Source organism: Pseudomonas sp. G3-19, from assembly GCF_054855875.1.
The window spans coordinates 3480015-3497511 of sequence record NZ_JBMPIQ010000003.1; the positions used below are offsets into that span (position 1 = coordinate 3480015).

The 17497-nt window shown below is 62.2% G+C and carries 12 protein-coding genes; 7 read left to right on the forward strand and 5 right to left on the reverse strand.

What is annotated here, in order from left to right:
- Positions 1–72 precede the first annotated feature (72 nt).
- Positions 73–771, forward strand: a complete 699-nt coding sequence (locus ACOYXI_RS16010) for an OmpW/AlkL family protein (protein ID WP_027612943.1) — start codon at positions 73–75, stop codon at positions 769–771.
- Positions 772–954: 183 nt separating this feature from the next.
- Here ACOYXI_RS16010 and ACOYXI_RS16015 read toward each other — a convergent pair whose 3' ends face one another.
- Together ACOYXI_RS16015 and ACOYXI_RS16020 are read right to left on the reverse strand one after the other, a co-directional pair.
- Positions 955–1884, reverse strand: coding sequence for an NAD-dependent epimerase/dehydratase family protein (locus ACOYXI_RS16015; protein ID WP_098965834.1), 930 nt, complete (start codon positions 1882–1884; stop codon positions 955–957).
- Positions 1877–2761 (reverse strand): sugar nucleotide-binding protein, encoded by an 885-nt coding sequence (locus ACOYXI_RS16020; RefSeq protein WP_041074483.1) that lies wholly within the window; start codon positions 2759–2761, stop codon positions 1877–1879. Before ACOYXI_RS16020 ends, ACOYXI_RS16015 begins: the two co-directional genes overlap by 8 nt.
- Positions 2762–3057: 296 nt before the next feature.
- Here ACOYXI_RS16020 and ACOYXI_RS16025 point away from each other — a divergent pair, with 296 nt between their 5' ends.
- Positions 3058–7359, forward strand: a complete 4302-nt coding sequence (locus ACOYXI_RS16025) for a DEAD/DEAH box helicase (RefSeq protein ID WP_461675054.1) — start codon at positions 3058–3060, stop codon at positions 7357–7359.
- 125 nt (positions 7360–7484) lie between these two features.
- Here ACOYXI_RS16025 and ACOYXI_RS16030 read toward each other — a convergent pair whose 3' ends face one another.
- Complete coding sequence (locus ACOYXI_RS16030; protein ID WP_461675055.1) at positions 7485–9578, reverse strand: mechanosensitive ion channel domain-containing protein; 2094 nt, start codon at positions 9576–9578, stop codon at positions 7485–7487.
- 452 nt (positions 9579–10030) lie between these two features.
- Between ACOYXI_RS16030 and ACOYXI_RS16035 the strand changes: the two genes are divergently transcribed.
- From ACOYXI_RS16035 to ACOYXI_RS16055, 5 genes are all read left to right on the forward strand, one after another.
- A complete protein-coding gene (locus ACOYXI_RS16035; RefSeq protein ID WP_282413012.1) occupies positions 10031–11236 on the forward strand; it encodes an MFS transporter in 1206 nt (401 codons plus the stop codon).
- Positions 11237–11449: 213 nt separating this feature from the next.
- The gene (locus ACOYXI_RS16040; protein WP_461675056.1) at positions 11450–12376 is read left to right on the forward strand and encodes a DUF72 domain-containing protein; all 927 of its coding nucleotides are present in this window, start codon (positions 11450–11452) and stop codon (positions 12374–12376) included.
- Positions 12373–13170 (forward strand): endonuclease/exonuclease/phosphatase family protein, encoded by a 798-nt coding sequence (locus tag ACOYXI_RS16045; protein ID WP_461675057.1) that lies wholly within the window; start codon positions 12373–12375, stop codon positions 13168–13170. Before ACOYXI_RS16040 ends, ACOYXI_RS16045 begins: the two co-directional genes overlap by 4 nt.
- Positions 13167–14441 (forward strand): cardiolipin synthase ClsB, encoded by a 1275-nt coding sequence (gene clsB, locus ACOYXI_RS16050; protein ID WP_134787446.1) that lies wholly within the window; start codon positions 13167–13169, stop codon positions 14439–14441. Before ACOYXI_RS16045 ends, clsB begins: the two co-directional genes overlap by 4 nt.
- Positions 14438–15412 carry a lysylphosphatidylglycerol synthase domain-containing protein gene (locus ACOYXI_RS16055; protein ID WP_027612952.1) on the forward strand — a complete coding sequence of 325 codons (975 nt, stop codon included), beginning with the start codon at positions 14438–14440 and terminating at the stop codon, positions 15410–15412. The genes clsB and ACOYXI_RS16055 overlap by 4 nt, the downstream gene beginning before the upstream one ends.
- Positions 15413–15526: 114 nt before the next feature.
- Here ACOYXI_RS16055 and ACOYXI_RS16060 read toward each other — a convergent pair whose 3' ends face one another.
- Both ACOYXI_RS16060 and ACOYXI_RS16065 read right to left on the reverse strand, forming a co-directional pair.
- Positions 15527–16285, reverse strand: coding sequence for an alpha/beta hydrolase family protein (locus ACOYXI_RS16060; RefSeq protein WP_027614239.1), 759 nt, complete (start codon positions 16283–16285; stop codon positions 15527–15529).
- Entirely contained in the window at positions 16275–17384 is a 1110-nt protein-coding gene (locus tag ACOYXI_RS16065; RefSeq protein ID WP_134787447.1) for a DUF3182 family protein, read from the reverse strand. The genes ACOYXI_RS16060 and ACOYXI_RS16065 overlap by 11 nt, the downstream gene beginning before the upstream one ends.
- Positions 17385–17497 lie beyond the last annotated feature (113 nt).

The following is a 17497-nucleotide window of genomic DNA, read 5'->3' on the forward strand; positions in this document are numbered from 1 at the left end:
AGTCAAAAGACCGTATCAGTTGGCTTCATACCATAGGACATCAGAAACTTTTAACGTCCTTTTGGAGCCCCCATGAACAAGTCCTTGCTCAGCGCCTCGCTGTTTGCCCTCGCGCTCGCAGCCCCGCTCGCCCACGCTCACGAAGCCGGCGACATCATCGTTCGCGCCGGTGCGATCACCGTCAACCCGAAGGCCGACAGCTCCAATGTCAAGGTCGATCAGGGTCCGTTGAGCGGCACCAACCTGGGCGGCAAGGCGACCATGAGCAGCGACACCCAACTGGGTCTGAACTTCGCCTACATGCTGACCAACAACATCGGTATCGAGTTGCTGGCCGCCTCGCCGTTCGAGCATGACGTGAAAATCAAAGGCACTGCGCTGCCAGCCGCCAACGGCAAACTCGGCACCCTGAAACACCTGCCGCCCACCCTCAGCGTCGTGTACTACCCGCTGGATGCGAAATCGCCATTCCAGCCGTACATCGGCGGCGGCATCAACTACACCTGGATCTACGACGAGCACGTCGGCAGCGAAGCCCAGTCCAATGGCTTCAGCAACTTCAAGGCGAAAAACTCCTGGGGCCTGGCCTGGCAGGTCGGCGCCGACTACATGCTGACCGACAACATCATGCTCAACGCCCAGGTGCGCTACATCGACATCGATACTCGAGCCACCGTCGAGAACAACGCGGTGGCACCGGGCACCCGTGCCAAGGTCAATGTTGATGTCGATCCGTTTGTGTACATGGTGGGTCTGGGCTACAAGTTCTAAGGCAGATTCAACCAGGAACGTTCACGTGGTGGTGAATGAGGCTTTGGGTGAGCAGGCTTAGAACTGACGACGATCACTTCGTGATCGATCGGGGATAAATCCCCTCGCCACAGGATTAGCGACAAATTCCGGCCGTGAAAAAGGCGCCTGTAAAAAGGCGCCTTTTTCATGTCTGCGATAAACCTACTTGCCGAGCAACCGCGCCAGCCCCACACGCATCGGCGTCGGCTCTGGCAGCTTGAAGCGTTGCAGCAAACGCGCGTTATTCGCCCGCGAGTGACGGATGTCGCCGGAGCGCGCCGGGCCGTAGCTGACCGGGGGCAGTTCGCCGACCACTTCCTGCAGCGCTTGCAGCATCTGCTTGAGGTTCATCGCCTGATTCCAGCCGACGTTCATCGCCCCCACTTCCACTTCAGGCTTGTCGATTGCCTGCACCAGCACGTCGACCAGATCCTCGACATAGAGGAAATCACGGGTCTGCTCGCCATCGCCGAACACGGTGATCGGCAGGCCTTTCTGTGCCCGCTCGCTGAAAATGCTGATGACCCCGGAGTACGGCGAGGACGGATCCTGGCGTGGGCCGAAGATGTTGAAGAAGCGGAAGATCACCGGCTCCAGGCCATGCTGGCGACGGTAGAAATCGAAGTAATGCTCGCCGGCCAGTTTGTCCGAGGCATACGGGGTCAGCGGGGCTTTTGGCGTGTCTTCGTCGATCGACTCGCCTTCACCGTTGTTGCCGTACACCGCTGCGCTCGAGGCGTAGAGCACGCGCTTGACCCCGGCCTGGCGCATGGCTTCGCAGACATTCAGGGTGCCGATGAAATTGCTCTGGTGCGTCTTCACCGGATCGTCCACCGACGCCTGCACCGAGGCCACCGCCGCCAGATGCGCGACGGCGCTGCAGCCTTGCATGGCCTGCGCGACCAGCGCGGCATCGGCGACGTTACCGACGATCAGTTCGACCTGTGGATTATCCAGCGGCAGGTTGCTGCGTTTGCCGGTCGACAGATCATCGAGAATCCGCACCGAGTGGCCGGTGGCGAGCAACGCGTCAGTCAGGTGCGAGCCGATGAAACCGGCGCCGCCGGTGATTAAAACAGGGCCTTCAGCCATGACGATAAAACCTATCCAGTAAAGCCGGGAGCGCGGCGCGCCAGGCGCGGGGCTTGATCCCGAAAGTGTGCAGAATTTTCTTGCAGGCGAGCACCGCGTGTTGCGGCTCCTCGGCGGCGTCCGGCCGCGCGGCGTGGGCCTGAGCGGTCGGTGCTTCGATTGCCAGCGGATGCAGGCTGCGCGCTTCGGTCAGAATCGCCTGACCGAGCGCCAGCGGCGTGGTCGCTTCGTGGCCGGCGTAATGGTAAGTGCCCCACAGCGGCGCTGCGCAATCGAGTTGCTTGAGCACCGAAATGATCACCCGTGCCGCGTCATCCACCGGGGTCGGATTGCCCCGGCGGTCATCGGCCATGAGCAATTCGTCCGGTTGTTCGGCGCGGGCGAGGAAGCGCCCGAGGGTGCCTTCAGGGCTGTCATCGAGCAGCCAGCCGAAGCGCAGCAACACGTGTTGCGGGCAAGTGGCGCGAACACTTTGCTCGATGCGCCACAGCGCCTGACCGCGCAGGCCCAACGGCACCGGCTCGTCTTTTTCGCTGTAGGCGGTCGCCCGCGAACCGTCGAACACCCGATAGCTGGAAGGCTGCACGAGGATGATGTTGTGGTGCTGGCACAGCTCGGCCAGCCGTTCGATGGCGCGTTCCTGCCCGGCCAGACGGCTTTCGCTGACGGTCTCGGCCTGGAACCAGTCGAAATAGTAGGCGAGGTTGATCAACGCATCCGGACGGGTATCGTCGAGCAGTTGCGTCAGGCTCGCGGCATCCCAGCCGTCTTCTGGCGGGCGGGGGGCGAGGAAACCGATGTCTTCTTCCGCACCGAGGCGAATCAGCGCCTGCCCAAGGGCATTTCCGCCGCCCAGTAACATAAGGCGCATTCGCATAGAGTCAGCAGGCCCAGTCTGATTGGAACGATGGCTTTAGCGACGGTGCTGGTGACACCGTCATCGATAATTGCCGGAATCGTTGCATTTTGCGGGTTTAGTGCGCAACCGTCACCCGTAAAGTGTAGATCCCTGGCATTTGTGGCGTTGCAGCAGGCCTCTTCGCGAGCAAGCCCGCTCCCACAGTTGACCGCATTCCCCTGTGGGAGCGGGCTTGCTCGCGAAGAGGCACGGCCAAACGCTGAAGATCTCAGCGGTACTTGCATCTTGCCGCCCCCACCCGCATAACTTAAGCCATGAATCTGCCCATCCCCAAGGACGCGGCCCTGGCAGGCTTTCACCCCGCCGTCAGCGCCTGGTTCAGCAGCACTTTCCCGACGGTCACCGCCGCCCAGGCCCGCGCATGGCCGTTGATCCGCCAGCGCCGCTCGACGCTGATCGCCGCGCCCACCGGCTCCGGTAAAACCCTTACCGCGTTTCTCGCCGTGCTCGACGACCTCGTCCACCGGGGTCTGGAAAACCCCGAAGGCCTGCCCGACGCAACCCTCGTCGTCTACGTATCGCCGCTCAAGGCGTTGTCCAACGACATCCGCATCAACCTGCAGAACCCGCTGGCGGGAATCACCGAACAATTACGCCAGACGGGCCTGCCCGAACTGCAAATCACCACCGCTGTGCGCACCGGCGACACCCCGCAAAAAGACCGCGCCGCCATGCGCAAGCGCGCGCCGCACATTCTGGTGACCACTCCGGAATCGCTGTACGTGCTGCTCGGCTCCGAGTCCGGACGCAAAATGCTCGGCAGCACACGCACGGTGATCATCGACGAGATCCACGCCATCGCTGCTGGCAAACGCGGCAGTCATCTGGCGCTGAGCCTCGAACGCCTGCAGGCGCTGTGCGCAGAACCACTGACCCGCATCGGCTTGTCCGCCACGCAAAAACCGATCGACGCCGTGGCGCAGTTTCTGGTCGGCACCGATCGCCCCTGCGAAATCATCGACATCGGCCACGCCCGACCACGGGATCTGGGCATCGAGGTGCCTCCGGTGCCGTTGTCGGCGGTGATGGCCAGCGATGTCTGGGAACTGGTCTATGACCGGCTCGCCGAACTGGCCCGCGAACACCGCACCACGCTGATTTTCGTCAATACCCGGCGCCTCGCCGAACGCCTTAGCCGCCACCTCAGCGAGCGCCTCGGCAAGCACGCAGTCGCTGCGCACCACGGCAGTCTGGCCAAGGAATTCCGCCTCGACGCCGAACAGCGACTCAAGCGCGGCGAACTGCAAGTGCTGATCGCCACCGCTTCGCTGGAATTGGGCATCGATATCGGCGAAGTCGATCTGGTCTGCCAAATATCCTCGCCGCGTTCGATTGCCGGGTTTCTGCAAAGGGTCGGACGCTCCGGGCACCAAGTCGGCGGCACACCCAAGGGCCGCTTGTTCGCCACCACCCGCGACGACCTGATCGAGTGCGCCGCCCTGCTCGACTGCGTGCGCCGTGGCGAACTCGACACCCTGCACATTCCCGAAGCGCCGCTGGATGTACTCGCGCAGCAGATCATCGCCGAAGTCAGTTGCAAGGAATGGGCGGAGGACGCATTGCTGGCGCTGTTCCGCAAAGCCTCGCCCTACCGCGGTCTCGACGAAAAACACTATCAGGCGCTGCTGACCATGCTCGCCGAAGGCTACAACGGTCGTCAGGGCATTCGCAGCGCCTATCTGCACCGCGATGCGGTCAGCCGCACCCTGCGTGGCCGCCGTGGCGCGCAACTGACCGCCGTGACCAGTGGCGGCACCATCCCCGACAACGCCGACTACAGCGTGTTGCTGGAGCCGCAGGGCCTGAGCATCGGCAGCGTCAACGAAGACTTTGCCGTGGAAAGCATTGCTGGCGACGTGTTCCAGCTCGGCAATACCTCCTATCGCATCTTGCGGGTGGAAACCGGCAAGGTACGGGTCGAGGATGCCCAAGGCCAGCCGCCGACCATTCCGTTCTGGCTCGGCGAAGCCCCGGGGCGCAGCGATGAATTGTCGGCGGCGGTGGCGCGCCTGCAAGCGACTCTCGACCTGTTGCTCGGCGCCAGCCCCGGCGATCTGCAACCGGCGCTCGACTGGCTGACCGCAACCCTCGGCCTGAACCGCGCCAGCGCCGAACAGCTGGTGGACTATCTCGCCCGCGCTCGCCTGACCCTCGGCGCCCTGCCCTCGCAGGACACGCTGCTGATGGAGCGTTTTTTCGACGAATCCGGCGGCACCCAGTTGATCATCCATTCACCGTTCGGCAGCCGCATCAACCGCGCTTGGGGCCTGGCCTTGCGCAAGCGTTTCTGCCGCACGTTCAACTTCGAATTGCAGGCTGCCGCCAGCGAAGACGCGATTGTCCTGTCGCTGTCCACCAGCCACAGTTTCGAACTGGATGACGTCTGGCGGTACCTGCACAGCAACAGCGCCGAGCACATCCTGATTCAGGCGATTCTCGACGCGCCATTGTTCGGTGTGCGCTGGCGCTGGAATGCCGGGGTGGCGCTGGCGCTGCCGCGTTTTACCGGCGGGCGCAAAGTCGCGCCGCAGTTGCAGCGGATGAAAAGCGAGGACCTGATTGCCAGCGTGTTCCCCGACCAGATCGCATGCCTGGAAAACCTCGCCGGCGAACGGGAGGTTCCCGAACATCCGCTGGTGGAACAGACCCTCGACGATTGCCTGCACGAGGCCATGGACAGCGACGGCTGGCTCAATCTGCTGCGGCGCATGGAGAGTGGCGAGGTGCGGTTGCTCAGCCGCGATCTGCCTGCGCCGTCACCGCTGGCGGCAGAAATTCTCAGCGCGCGGCCGTACAGCTTTCTCGACGATGCGCCGTTGGAAGAACGCCGCACCCAAGCGGTGATCAACCGGCGCTGGAGCGATCCGCAGTCCACTGATGATCTCGGTGCGCTGGACGCCGACGCCATCAACGCGGTGCGCGAAGAAGCATGGCCGACGCCGGCCAACGTCGATGAAATGCACGAGGCGCTGATGAGTCTGGCGTGCGTCAGCGAGGCCGAAGTGCAGGCCCACGAGCCTTGGCGCGAATGGCTGGATACCCTGACAGACAGTGGCCGCGCCTGCCGCCTGATGATCGATCCACAGCGCTGTTTGTGGCTGGCACGCGAACGCCTGATCTGCCTGTTGGCGCTTTATCCGCAGGCCACGCTGCAACCGCAGCAAGAGGCCTTGCCCGGTTTCAACGAACCTTGGACGTTAGAGGAAGCGCTGGTCGAAGTGCTCCGCGCGCGACTGGGCGCATTTGGCCCGCTGCCGTTAGCCGCCATTGCCGAACCACTCGCGTTGCCGATACCGCAGGTCAATCAGGCCCTCGCGCAACTGGAGCGCGAAGGCTACGTGCTGCGCGGTAAATTCACCCCGGGCGCGACGGTTGAGGAATGGTGCGAACGGCATCTGCTGGCGCGCATTCATCGCTACACGGTCAAGCGTTTGCGCCGGGAAATCGAGCCGGTGGCTCTGCAGGATTTCATGCGTTTTCTGTTCGACTGGCAGCATCTGTCCTCCGCTACCCGCGGTCAGGGCAGCGCGGTGTTGCCGGCGATTGTCGGCCAGTTCGAAGGTTACCCGGCAGCGGCCTCCGCGTGGGACAGCGACATTCTCCCGGCGCGCCTGAAAGACTACTCGCCGAGCTGGCTGGATGAGCTGTGCCGCAACGGCAAACTGGTGTGGACGCGCCTCAGCGCCCGGCAGAAAGTCAGCGGCACGGCGTTGCGCAGTACGCCGATTGTGCTGCTGCCGCGCAGTCAGGTCGGGTTGTGGAGTGCGCTGGCCGAGCAAACACCGGTCAGCGAACTGTCGCCGAAAACGCAAAAGGTCTACGAAGCGCTGAGTCAGCACGGCGCGCTGTTTTTCGATGAGTTGATTCACGAGGCGCATCTGCTGCGCACCGAGCTGGAAATCGCCTTGCAGGAACTGGTCGGTGCCGGCCTGGTGAACGCCGACAGCTTCGCCGGTTTGCGCGCCCTGATTACCCCGGCGAGCAAGCGCCAGCAACGCAGCAGTCGACGCGGGCGCGGGGCGTTTGTCGGTGGCATGGACGATGCCGGGCGCTGGGCGTTGTTGCGCCGAGGGCCGCTCGTGGAGAACAGCCAGAGCGCTTCGCCGGAAACCCTCGAACATGTCGCCATGACGTTGCTGCGCCGCTACGGTGTGGTGTTCTGGCGTCTGCTGGAGCGCGAAGCGGACTGGCTGCCGAGCTGGCGCGAATTGCTGCGCACGTTTCATCGGCTGGAGGCCCGTGGCGAGATTCGCGGCGGGCGCTTTGTCAGTGGTCTGGCGGGGGAACAGTTTGCCTTGCCGGAGGCGATTCCTTTGCTGCGGGAGGTTCGGCGGCGGGCGCATGACGGCAATTTGATCGCGGTGTGCGGGGTGGATCCGCTGAATCTGGCCGGAACGTTGTTGCCAGGGGCAAAAGTGCCGGCGTTGGCGAGTAATCGGCTGGTGTATCGCGATGGGGTGCCGGTTGCTGCCGAGATTGCTGGCAAGCAGGTTTTCTGGACTGAGCTGGATCAGGTGGCCATGGAGCAGGTGCGTAGCAAGCTGATCCGGCATTGATATCGACAGTTCCGGCCCTTTCGCGAGCAAGCCCGCTCCCACAGGGGATCTGCGTCGTTCACAAATCCAATGTGGGAGCGGGCTTGCCCGCGAAGAGGCCGGCAATCCCACTGCAAAATCGGCAATCAAGTACTCGACTTTTGCGGCACCTCGCTCGCCACCAACTCCCCCTCACCCTGCCGCTTGGGCAACAAAACCTGCTGTGGATAAGTCTGCGCGAAATGCACCTCGGGACTGTTATCCACAAGCTTTTTCAAACGCTGGTTGAACGCCCGGCTCACCGCATACTGCCCCCCCGACACAGTACGGAACTGCGCCGTCAGCACCACGCCGTTCAGGTCCATCCGGTCCACCCCGAACACATCCAGCGGCCCTTGCAGGTTGTACTTGAGGAACGGGTCTTCGCGGATCGAATCACCGGTCTCGCGGATCAGCTCGATGGCCTTGTCGACGTCGGTGTCGTAGGTGAACTGCACCGAGAAAAATGCGTAGGCAAACTGGCGTGATTGATTGGTCACTGCCTTGATCTGACCGAACGGCACCGAGTGCACGAAGCCCTTGCCGTCACGCAGGCGCAGGGTGCGGATGGTCAGGCCCTCGACCGTGCCGGCATGCCCGGAATCAAGCACCACCCAGTCGCCGATCGACAGCGTGTCTTCGATGATGATGAACAGCCCGGTAATCACGTCCTGCACCAGTTGCTGCGAACCGAAACCGATCGCCAGACCGACCACCCCGGCACCGGCCAACAGTGGCGCAACGTTGATGCCGAGGTTGGCCATGGTGGTGATCGCGCAGATCACCACCAGGATGATTTTGATCGCATTGCGCAGCAGCGGCAGGATGGTTTTCACCCGGGTGCTGGGCTGACGCGACGAGCGTTTGCTCACCGGTGGTTTCAGCGCTTCCTGAATCGCCGTGTCGAGCACCACCCACAACAGCCACGTGACGAGGAAGATCAGGCCGATGCTACTCAACGCATTGCTGATCGCGCGGCCGATCGTGCTGCTCTGGGCGAAATCAAGCAGTGAAACGCCCCAGATCCGCCCGAGAATGTCGATGAAGGCAATCGCAATAACGATCCGCAGCAACGCGTGCAACAGGCTGAGAAAGCGCTCCTTGTAGGCGCTGCTGCGCTGGATCGCTTCGGCCTTTCGCGACTTGAACAGGTGCTGGAGGATGGTGCTGAGGAACACCGTGCCGATCAGCAGCACCGTGGTGAACAGCGCACAGCGCAGGGCCTTCTGATTGTCTTCGCCGATGCCGATCAGATTGACCGCCGAAACCAGCAACATCAGCACGATGGGCCAGTACCAGAGCCCGGAAAAAATCCGCAGCGACTCCTGCAGCGACGGCTGTTTAAGACGTTGCGCCAGTGGCCGATTACGGATCAGGTGCGCCACCGGCCGGCGCAGGCGAATCACCAGCAGACCGAAGATGATCGAGGCTATCAACCCAGTGAATACCGCGACGCTGCTGGTGATGTTGCCGCCTAACTGACGGGCGATCTGTGGGCTGGTCAACGCGTCACTGAGGGCGGCGAGAAAGCCAATCAGGAACAGCGGCTTCGGGCAGTAGTCGCGGATGATCCGCGCGGCCGGCCGTTTGTGGCCGACGTTGAACATCACCACCACGCACAACAGCATCGAGGTGGAGAAAATCCCGCTGCTGGTGGCATACGCCAGACACAACGCCAGCGCCCGACCCACCGAGGCTTGCAGAAAATGGCTGACGTACAGCGTCAGCGGCAGGCAGATCAGCGCCGGCACGGTGTACGGCAGCAGGTAACCCGCCAGATCCTGACTGCGCTGGCGGGTGCGCAGCCAACGGCCCTGACTCAGCCGCTTGGCCAGCAGGCTGCCGAGCACCGTGAGCAGCGCGAAGGCGCCAAGCCACACGCCGGACAACATCAGGAAATCCCCGGCGACGCTCCAGCCGGATCGGTTCGACGGCTGGTTAACCAGCTTGTCGACCTCATCCGCCGCGCGATCGGCACGCAGGCGCCAGGCGTCGACCAGATGCTCGTTGAGATCGAGTTTGTCCTGCACGTCGTCGATGCTCGAACTGATTGCGCCGAGCAGACCGCCCTGCACAATTGGCTCGGGTTTGGCCGGTTCTTCAGCAGCAGCCGGAACCCCCGGCAGCGTGGCGGCTTCGAGTTCGCTGGCGCCGAGAAACAGCAGCGCTCCCAGCAAAATGGCGATCCTGAACTTGATCAAAACTCCGATCCCTCTTGGCTGAACCTGTAAGGAACTGATCGGTAATTGTCTGGCAAGTTCAAGAGCACCCTCACCCCAGCCCTCTCCCCGAGGGAGAGGGAGCCGACCGAGTTGTGCTCTCAAGCTACATCGACCTGAAATATCCAGCCGAACTCAATATTGAGTGCAACCGAGATCCGCTCCCTTCCCCCTCACCCCCTTGGGGGAGAGGGGGCCGACCGAATTGAGCTCTCGAGCTACATCGACCTGAAATATCCAGCCGAACTCAATATTGAGTGCAACCGAGATCAGCTCCCTTCCCCCTCGCCCCTTTGGGGGAGAGGGTTGGGGTGAGGGGGGAGCGCTTTTGACCTTTGCGTCCAAGGCAAATATCAAATGCCCAACCCTGTATTTTTCCGCACAACCCAAACCCCGACACTGCGCTCCATTCAAACCTCTACCGGAGTGCTGTCATGCCCATTGCCTTGCTCGCGCTGACTCTCAGCGCATTCGCCATCGGGACGACCGAGTTCGTCATCGTTGGCCTGTTGCCCACCATCGGCGCCGATCTCGGCGTCAGCCTGCCGTCCGCCGGGCTGCTGGTCAGTCTGTATGCACTGGGCGTCGCCATTGGCGCGCCGGTGCTGACCGCCCTCACCGGCAAAGTCCCGCGCAAATTGTTGCTGCTGTCGCTGATGGTGTTGTTCACCCTCGGCAACCTGCTGGCGTGGATGGCGCCGAGTTATGAATCGCTGGTACTGGCGCGGATCGTCACCGGTCTGGCGCACGGGGTGTTCTTCTCCATCGGCTCGACCATCGCCACCAGCCTGGTGCCCAAGGAAAAAGCTGCCAGTGCGATCGCGATCATGTTCACCGGCCTCACCGTGGCTTTGGTCACCGGCGTGCCACTGGGCACGTTCATCGGTCAGCATTTCGGCTGGCGCGAAACCTTCCTCGCCGTCTCGGCGCTGGGTGTGATCGCCTTCATCGGCAGTCTGCTGTATGTGCCGCACAACATCGCCCACAGCAAATCGGCGTCCCTGTTGCAACAGCTGCAAGTGCTGAAGCAACCGCGTCTGTTGCTGGTGTATGCCATGACCGCAATCGGTTACGGCGGCTCGTTCATCGCCTTCACTTTCCTCGCGCCGATCCTGCAGGACATCTCCGGCTTCAGCGCCGGCACCGTCAGCCTGGTGTTGCTGGTATACGGTGTGTCGGTGGCGGTCGGCAATATCTGGGGCGGCAAACTGGCGGACAAGCGCGGGCCGATCAGCGCCCTGAAAATCATCTTCGCCCTGCTGGCGGCGGTGCTGTTCGTACTGACCTTCACCGCCGCCAATCCATGGCTGGCGTTGGCGACAGTGCTGGTGTGGGGCGCGGTGGCGTTCGGCAACGTGCCGGGGTTGCAGGTGTATGTGGTGCGTCAGGCTGAACATCACACACCGCGGGCAGTGGACGTGGCATCCGGGCTGAACATTGCTGCGTTCAACCTAGGGATTGCCGGCGGGGCGTGGGGCGGCGGGCTGATCGTCGAGCATTTGGGCCTGATTCATACGGCGTGGATCGGTGGGTTGGTGGTGTTGCTGGCGCTGGCGCTGACCGCGTGGAGCGGGCGACTGGATCGCCTCGGTCCGGCCTATGCCGAACCGGCTCAAGGCCGAGTATTCACGGGGCACTGAGTAACCCTGTGGGAGGGGGCTTGCTCCCGAAGTCGGTGTATCAGTCGCCATTGATGTTGACTGAACGACCGCCTTCGGGAGCAAGCCCCCTCCCACATTGGTTGTGTGATGTTCTTGAGAATGTACCGTCCGTAACGCCACCGAAACTTTCCCGAACCGCCCGCAGTCATCAACAGACACAGGCTGTACGAGGACTGACAACGGGAGGGCGGCATGGCAACGATTCACATCGGTATTTCCGGCTGGCGCTACGTTCCGTGGCGAGGGGATTTCTACCCGAAAGGACTGACGCAGAAGCGCGAATTGCAGTTCGCTTCGCGGGCGGTCAACAGCATCGAAATCAATGGATCGTTCTACGCCCTGCAACGGCCCGAACGTTATGCCCAGTGGTACAGCGAAACGCCCGACGACTTCGTGTTCAGCGTCAAGGCGCCACGCTTCATCACCCACGTCCGGCGCTTGCGCGAGATCGAAAAACCGCTGGCGAATTTCTTCGCCTCCGGGGTGCTGGAGCTTAAGGAAAAGCTCGGGCCGATCCTCTGGCAGTTTCCACCGAACTTCAAATTCGACCCCGAGCGCTTCGAACACTTCCTCTCATTGTTGCCCCACGATACTGAAGCGGCCGCCGCCCTCGCCCGCCAACACGATTCACATCTTCACGGCCACGCCAGCCTCAAAGCCTGGCGCAAAAAACCGCTGCGCCATGCCGTGGAAGTGCGCAATGACACGTTCATCGACCCCGACTTCGTGCGTTTGTTGAAACGCTACAACACCGCTCTGGTGATCGCCGACACCGCCGGCAAATGGCCGTACCGCGAAGACCTCACCAGCGATTTCGTCTACCTGCGCCTGCACGGCGCCGAAGAGCTGTACGCCAGCGGCTACACCGACGCCGCGTTGAACAAATGGGCTGAACGCATCGACGCCTGGCATCACGGCCGGCAACCCGGCGATGCGCATCTGATCGCGCCGCGCCTCAAGCCGCGGGCGCGCAAATCCCGCGAAGTGTTCTGTTATTTCGACAACGACATCAAAGTCCGCGCGCCCTACGACGCGCGCAGTTTGCTCCACCGATTCGAGCTGGATAAAACGCTCGCCACCACCCCCGGTGAACCGGCTGCCGAAGGGGTGCTGGCATGAGTATTCCAGAGCCGGTCGGGTTCACCGACGAGCAGACCAGCGTTGAAGTGTCGGTGCGTCGTTTCACCGTGCTGACGGTCAACACACACAAGGGTTTCACCGCGCTCAACCGACGTTTCATCCTCCCGGAGTTGCGCGAAGCGGTGCGCAGCGTGGCCGCCGACGTGGTGTTTCTGCAGGAAGTCCACGGCACCCACGAACATCATCCCAAGCGCTACAGCAACTGGCCGACGATGCCGCAATACGAGTTCCTCGCCGACAGCCTGTGGCCGCAGTTCGCCTACGGGCGCAACGCGGTGTACCCGGAGGGCGATCACGGCAATGCGTTGCTGTCGAAATTCCAGATCATCCGCCACGACAACCTCGACGTGTCGATCAGCGGCCACGAGAACCGCGGGCTGCTGCATTGCGTGCTGCGCCTGCCCGGCGATGGCGTCGAAGTGCATGCGATCTGCGTGCATCTGGGTCTGCGCGAAAGTCATCGCAATGCGCAATTGAAATTGCTCGGCGAGCGTCTGGCGGAACTGCCGGATGATGCGCCGGTGATCGTCGCCGGTGACTTCAATGACTGGCGCCAGCGCGCCGATGCGCTGCTCCAACCCTGCGGTCTGCGCGAGGTGTTCGCCGAACATCACGGCAAACCGGCGCGCAGCTTTCCGGCGCGGCTGCCGACGCTGCGGCTCGATCGTATTTATGTACGCAACCTCAAGGCCAGCCAGCCGAAAGTCCTGGCCAACCGGCCCTGGTCACACCTTTCCGACCACGTCCCTTTATCGGTGGAGATCGAACTATGAGCAGCGCACCGCTGGAGAAATCCGCCGTGGAACCGATCAGCATCAACCCGCCGGTGCGCGAGCCCGGGCATGTCGATGTCGAGTACGGCTGGCAGGGCAATAACCGCGTCGAGTTGCTGGAAAACGGCGAGGAATATTTCCCCCGGGTGTTCGACGCCATGCGTGCGGCGAAGAGTGAAATTCTGCTGGAGACGTTCATCGTTTTCGAAGACAAGGTCGGCGCAGAGTTGCAGCAGATCCTGATCGACGCCGCCCGGCGTGGCGTGCGCACCACTGTCAGCCTCGACGGTTTTGGTTGCGGCGAGTTGACCACCGGTTATCTCGCGGCACTGAGCGAAGCGGGCGTGCATCTGCAAATGTTTGACCCGGCGCCCAAGCACCTGGGCATTCGCACCAACTGGTTCCGCCGCCTGCACCGCAAGATTGTGGTGGTCGACGGACTGATCGCGTTCATTGGCGGGATCAACTTTTCCGGCGATCACCTGGCCGATTTCGGCCCCGAGGCGAAACAGGATTATGCGGTGCAGATTCAAGGGCCAGCGGTCGCTGACATCCATCATTTCGCCCTGCTGCAAAGTGGTCGTCCGGGACGCGCACGGTTCTGGTGGCAGCGCCGGCGTCAGCGCCGGGCGGACATGGCTTTCAACGATCACGACGGTCAGGTACGTCTGGTGTTTCGCGACAACGATCAGCATCACACCGACATCGAAGATGTGTACTTGCACGCATTGCGCCGGGCCAAACGTCGGGTGGTGATCGCCAACGCCTATTTCTTCCCCGGCTACCGCCTGCTGCGCGAGATCCGCAACGCCGCGCGCCGTGGCGTCGAGGTGCGGCTGATCCTGCAAGGTCAACCGGACATGCTGGTGGCCAAACTGGCGGCGCGCATGACCTACGACTACCTGCTCAAGGCCGGCGTGCAGATCCACGAATATTGCCAGCGCCCGCTGCACGGCAAAGTCGCGTTGGTGGATGAGGAATGGAGCACCGTCGGCTCGAGCAATCTCGACCCGCTGAGCCTGTCGCTGAACCTGGAAGCCAACGTGCTGATCCGCGATCGCGGGTTCAATCAGCATTTGTTTCAGCGCCTCGAAGACCTGAGCCAGAACCACTGCAAGGCGATGGACGCCAGCATGTCCCCGCGAGGACGGATCTGGCACATGACCGTAGGGTTTCTGGTGTTTCACTTCCTCCGGCATTTCCCGTCAATGGCCGGATGGTTGCCGGCGCACAAACCGCGGCTCAAGCCGTTTCGGGGGCGCACGTCATGAGCCATTCCCACGCACAGTCTGCGCCCGCCACTCACTCTCGCTGGAGTCGCTGGAAACGCCCACTGACGTTGCTGTTCTTCCTCGCGCTGATCGTGTTGCTGACGATGTTCGCCACCCGTATCGAATGGGCGGAAGTTCTGCAAACCCTGGCTGACTTCAAGGTGCGCACGCTGATCATCGCCGCCAGCCTGACCCTGCTGAGCTTTCTCACCTACGCCAGTTTCGACCTGATCGGCCGCACCTACATTCGCCAGGACCTGACCTGGAAACAGATCCTCCCGGTGGGGATCATCAGTTATGCGTTCAACCTCAATCTCAGCGCCTGGGTCGGCGGGATTGCCATGCGCTATCGGCTGTATTCGCGCCTGGGGGTGAGCAAAAGCAACATCGCCAAAATTCTCGGACTGAGCCTGGCCACCAACTGGTTCGGTTATATGACGATTGCCGGCGTAGTGTTCAGCAGCGGCCTGGTGAGCATGCCGCCGGGCTGGAAAATCAGCAGCGCCGCGTTGCAAGGCATTGGCGTGCTGTTGCTGCTGTTGAGTGCCGGTTACCTCGCCGCGTGCCAGTTCTCGAAGCGCCGCGAGTGGTCGATTCGCGGGGTGGAAATCAACCTGCCATCACTGCGCATGGCCGTCCTGCAATTGCTGCTCGGTGCATTGAACTGGTCGCTGATGGCGGCGGTGATTTTCACTCTGCTGCCGAGCAAACTTGATTATCCGTTGGTGCTCGGCGTGCTGTTGATCAGCGCGATTGCCGGAGTCATCACGCACATTCCGGCGGGGCTCGGGGTGCTGGAAGCGGTGTTCGTCGCGCTGCTGCAGCACGAGGCTTCGCGGGGCAGTCTGGTGGCGGGGTTGCTGGCGTATCGGGCGATTTATTTTCTGTTGCCGTTGTTGATTACGGTGGTGATGTATTTGCTGGTGGAAGCCAAGGCCAAGGCGCTGCGGATCGAGAAGAAACCGTCCTGATTTTGTGGCTATGGCTGATGGCCCCTTCGCGAGCAAGCCCGCTCCCACAGGTAGAACGCATTCCAAATGTGGGAGCGGGCTTGCTCGCGAAGGCGTCCGAAGAGCCACAACAAATCATGTGGACTGGATGATGCTCAACCGCTCACCCACCACCATCTCGGTAATCCAGTCCACCAGAATCGAAGTATAGGCCTGCTGCGAAACCGGCTCGCTCAAGGCATGGTCGGCGCCATCGATGATCCGGTGCGTCAGCGAATGCGTCTGCTGACAGGCGGCACGGTAGCTCATGATCGTCGCGTGGGGCACGTAGTCGTCGGTTTCCGATTCCACCAGCAACACATCCCCGGTGAACTGCGAACAGGCGTGCAGCGCACGGTTGCTGTCTGCACGGACCAACGTCGCCCGGTAGTCGCGCAGGTCGGCCTTGTCCAGTTCACGCTTGGGCGTGTGCCATTGCTCGTCGCGATACAGCGCCGGTACCCGCAGCGCCAGCCAGCGCACCGGACGCAACGAGGTGAGGATCGAAGCCAGGTAACCGCCATAACTGGTGCCAACCACCGCAATCGCCGAGGTGTCGAGCGCCGGATGCGCGAGCAGGCGGTCGTAGGCTGCGAGCAGGTCACGCAGGTTGTCTTCGCGCGTCACCCGCGTCAGCGGAATGCCGGTACCGCCGGTGTGACCGCGCAGGTCGAAGGTCAGGCATACACAACCAAGCCCGGCGATGCCCTTGGCGCGTTCAAGATCACGCTCCTGGCTACCGCCCCAGCCGTGCACAAACAACACGCCGGGGACTTTCGATTTTGGACTGAGAAACGTCCCGCTCATCTGTTCATCATCAATGTCGATCTGAATGCTTTCGCTTCTAGCCGTCATAAGATTTGACCGTTACGTATTTGAGAAGGAAGTCGCTGTTCTCCGCTGGCCCGCGATAGATTTCGATGGTGTCCGCCGGCAGGCTTTGATCGCTATAGGTTTCTACGGTCGACACGCGGATCGCGGGCATCTGCGGATCATTGACGAAGCTTTGCAACGCGGCCAATTCAGCGCTGCTGGCACCGCCCATGCGCCAGGATTGTTCGAGCACCCCGCTGCGGGGTTTGCCATTGCTGTCCAGGCCTTGGGCAATGTCATAGTTGCGCCGCGAGGCGTAGAAATCTGGATAAGCCTCATCCGCTGCCCGGTCGAAAATCTGCGCCTGCTTGATGGCCTGTCGCACGTCATCCGGCAAGTCCAGCGCCAGCAGATCTTCGTAGCCGCCCTGCACTACCAACAGATTCGAACCACCATAGACGTCTTCGCCATGGGCATCCTTGGTCAAGTATTGATCACCGCAGTAACTAAGCACTTTGTCGCCGATGAATGACTGGCCAACGCTGTGGGTGAACACATTGCTCAAGTCCTGTTCGAGCACCACGCCATCCCGAAACAACGCTTCCGCTTCTGCACGGGCCAGTACTTCATCGAACGCGTCGAGGCTGTTGATAACTTCCTGGCCACGACCGGCACAGGCGTGAATCGGCTTCAGGCGGATCGGTCCGCTGTACAGCAGATGCTCGGCAGCGGGTCGCGCATCTTCCACGGCAAACACCGTCAAGCCGTCGAGCACCACATCGCGCACGCGCTCGGAGAATTGCGGCGCCCAGCCTTGTGGCGCGTGAGCCAGATGACTGCGCAAGCCGTGACTGATGGCTTTGGTGCAAATGAAATCGTGTTCGACGTACCCGCCCCACAAATCGCCGGGCCCCCTGATCCCCAGATTACGCGCGCTGGCCGGGCCAACAATGGTCTGGGTCGGCAGCCAATATAAATCGCGACCGCGATGCTTCTGCGGGTCAAAACTTCCGCCGAAGCTGAGTCCCAGAATCTGCGCCAGCCAGCGGGCAAGTGCCTTGTTGGTCTGCACTTCATGTTGCGGCGCCCCGGCCCGAACCGAATGGGCGACGACCACTTTCCTGCTCGACATCGGGGTCATGCGTCCCCCTTCAAGCCAATTGATGAATGTAATGAGAGAAGTGCAGAGATCAGGCCAATCGCCTGGCGCCGGGAATGCCCAATGATTCAATCGCTTGGAACAAGCATGGTGGC

Coding starts and splice junctions, on each gene's coding strand:
- ACOYXI_RS16055 (WP_027612952.1), top strand. CDS start 14,438: ATGAGCCATTCCCACGCACAGTCTGCGCCCGCCACTCACTCTCGCTGG.
- ACOYXI_RS16045 (WP_461675057.1), top strand. CDS start 12,373: ATGAGTATTCCAGAGCCGGTCGGGTTCACCGACGAGCAGACCAGCGTT.
- clsB (WP_134787446.1), top strand. CDS start 13,167: ATGAGCAGCGCACCGCTGGAGAAATCCGCCGTGGAACCGATCAGCATC.
- ACOYXI_RS16020 (WP_041074483.1), bottom strand. CDS start 2,761: ATGCGAATGCGCCTTATGTTACTGGGCGGCGGAAATGCCCTTGGGCAG.
- ACOYXI_RS16035 (WP_282413012.1), top strand. CDS start 10,031: ATGCCCATTGCCTTGCTCGCGCTGACTCTCAGCGCATTCGCCATCGGG.
- ACOYXI_RS16065 (WP_134787447.1), bottom strand. CDS start 17,384: ATGACCCCGATGTCGAGCAGGAAAGTGGTCGTCGCCCATTCGGTTCGG.
- ACOYXI_RS16040 (WP_461675056.1), top strand. CDS start 11,450: ATGGCAACGATTCACATCGGTATTTCCGGCTGGCGCTACGTTCCGTGG.
- ACOYXI_RS16010 (WP_027612943.1), top strand. CDS start 73: ATGAACAAGTCCTTGCTCAGCGCCTCGCTGTTTGCCCTCGCGCTCGCA.
- ACOYXI_RS16025 (WP_461675054.1), top strand. CDS start 3,058: ATGAATCTGCCCATCCCCAAGGACGCGGCCCTGGCAGGCTTTCACCCC.
- ACOYXI_RS16015 (WP_098965834.1), bottom strand. CDS start 1,884: ATGGCTGAAGGCCCTGTTTTAATCACCGGCGGCGCCGGTTTCATCGGC.
- ACOYXI_RS16060 (WP_027614239.1), bottom strand. CDS start 16,285: ATGACGGCTAGAAGCGAAAGCATTCAGATCGACATTGATGATGAACAG.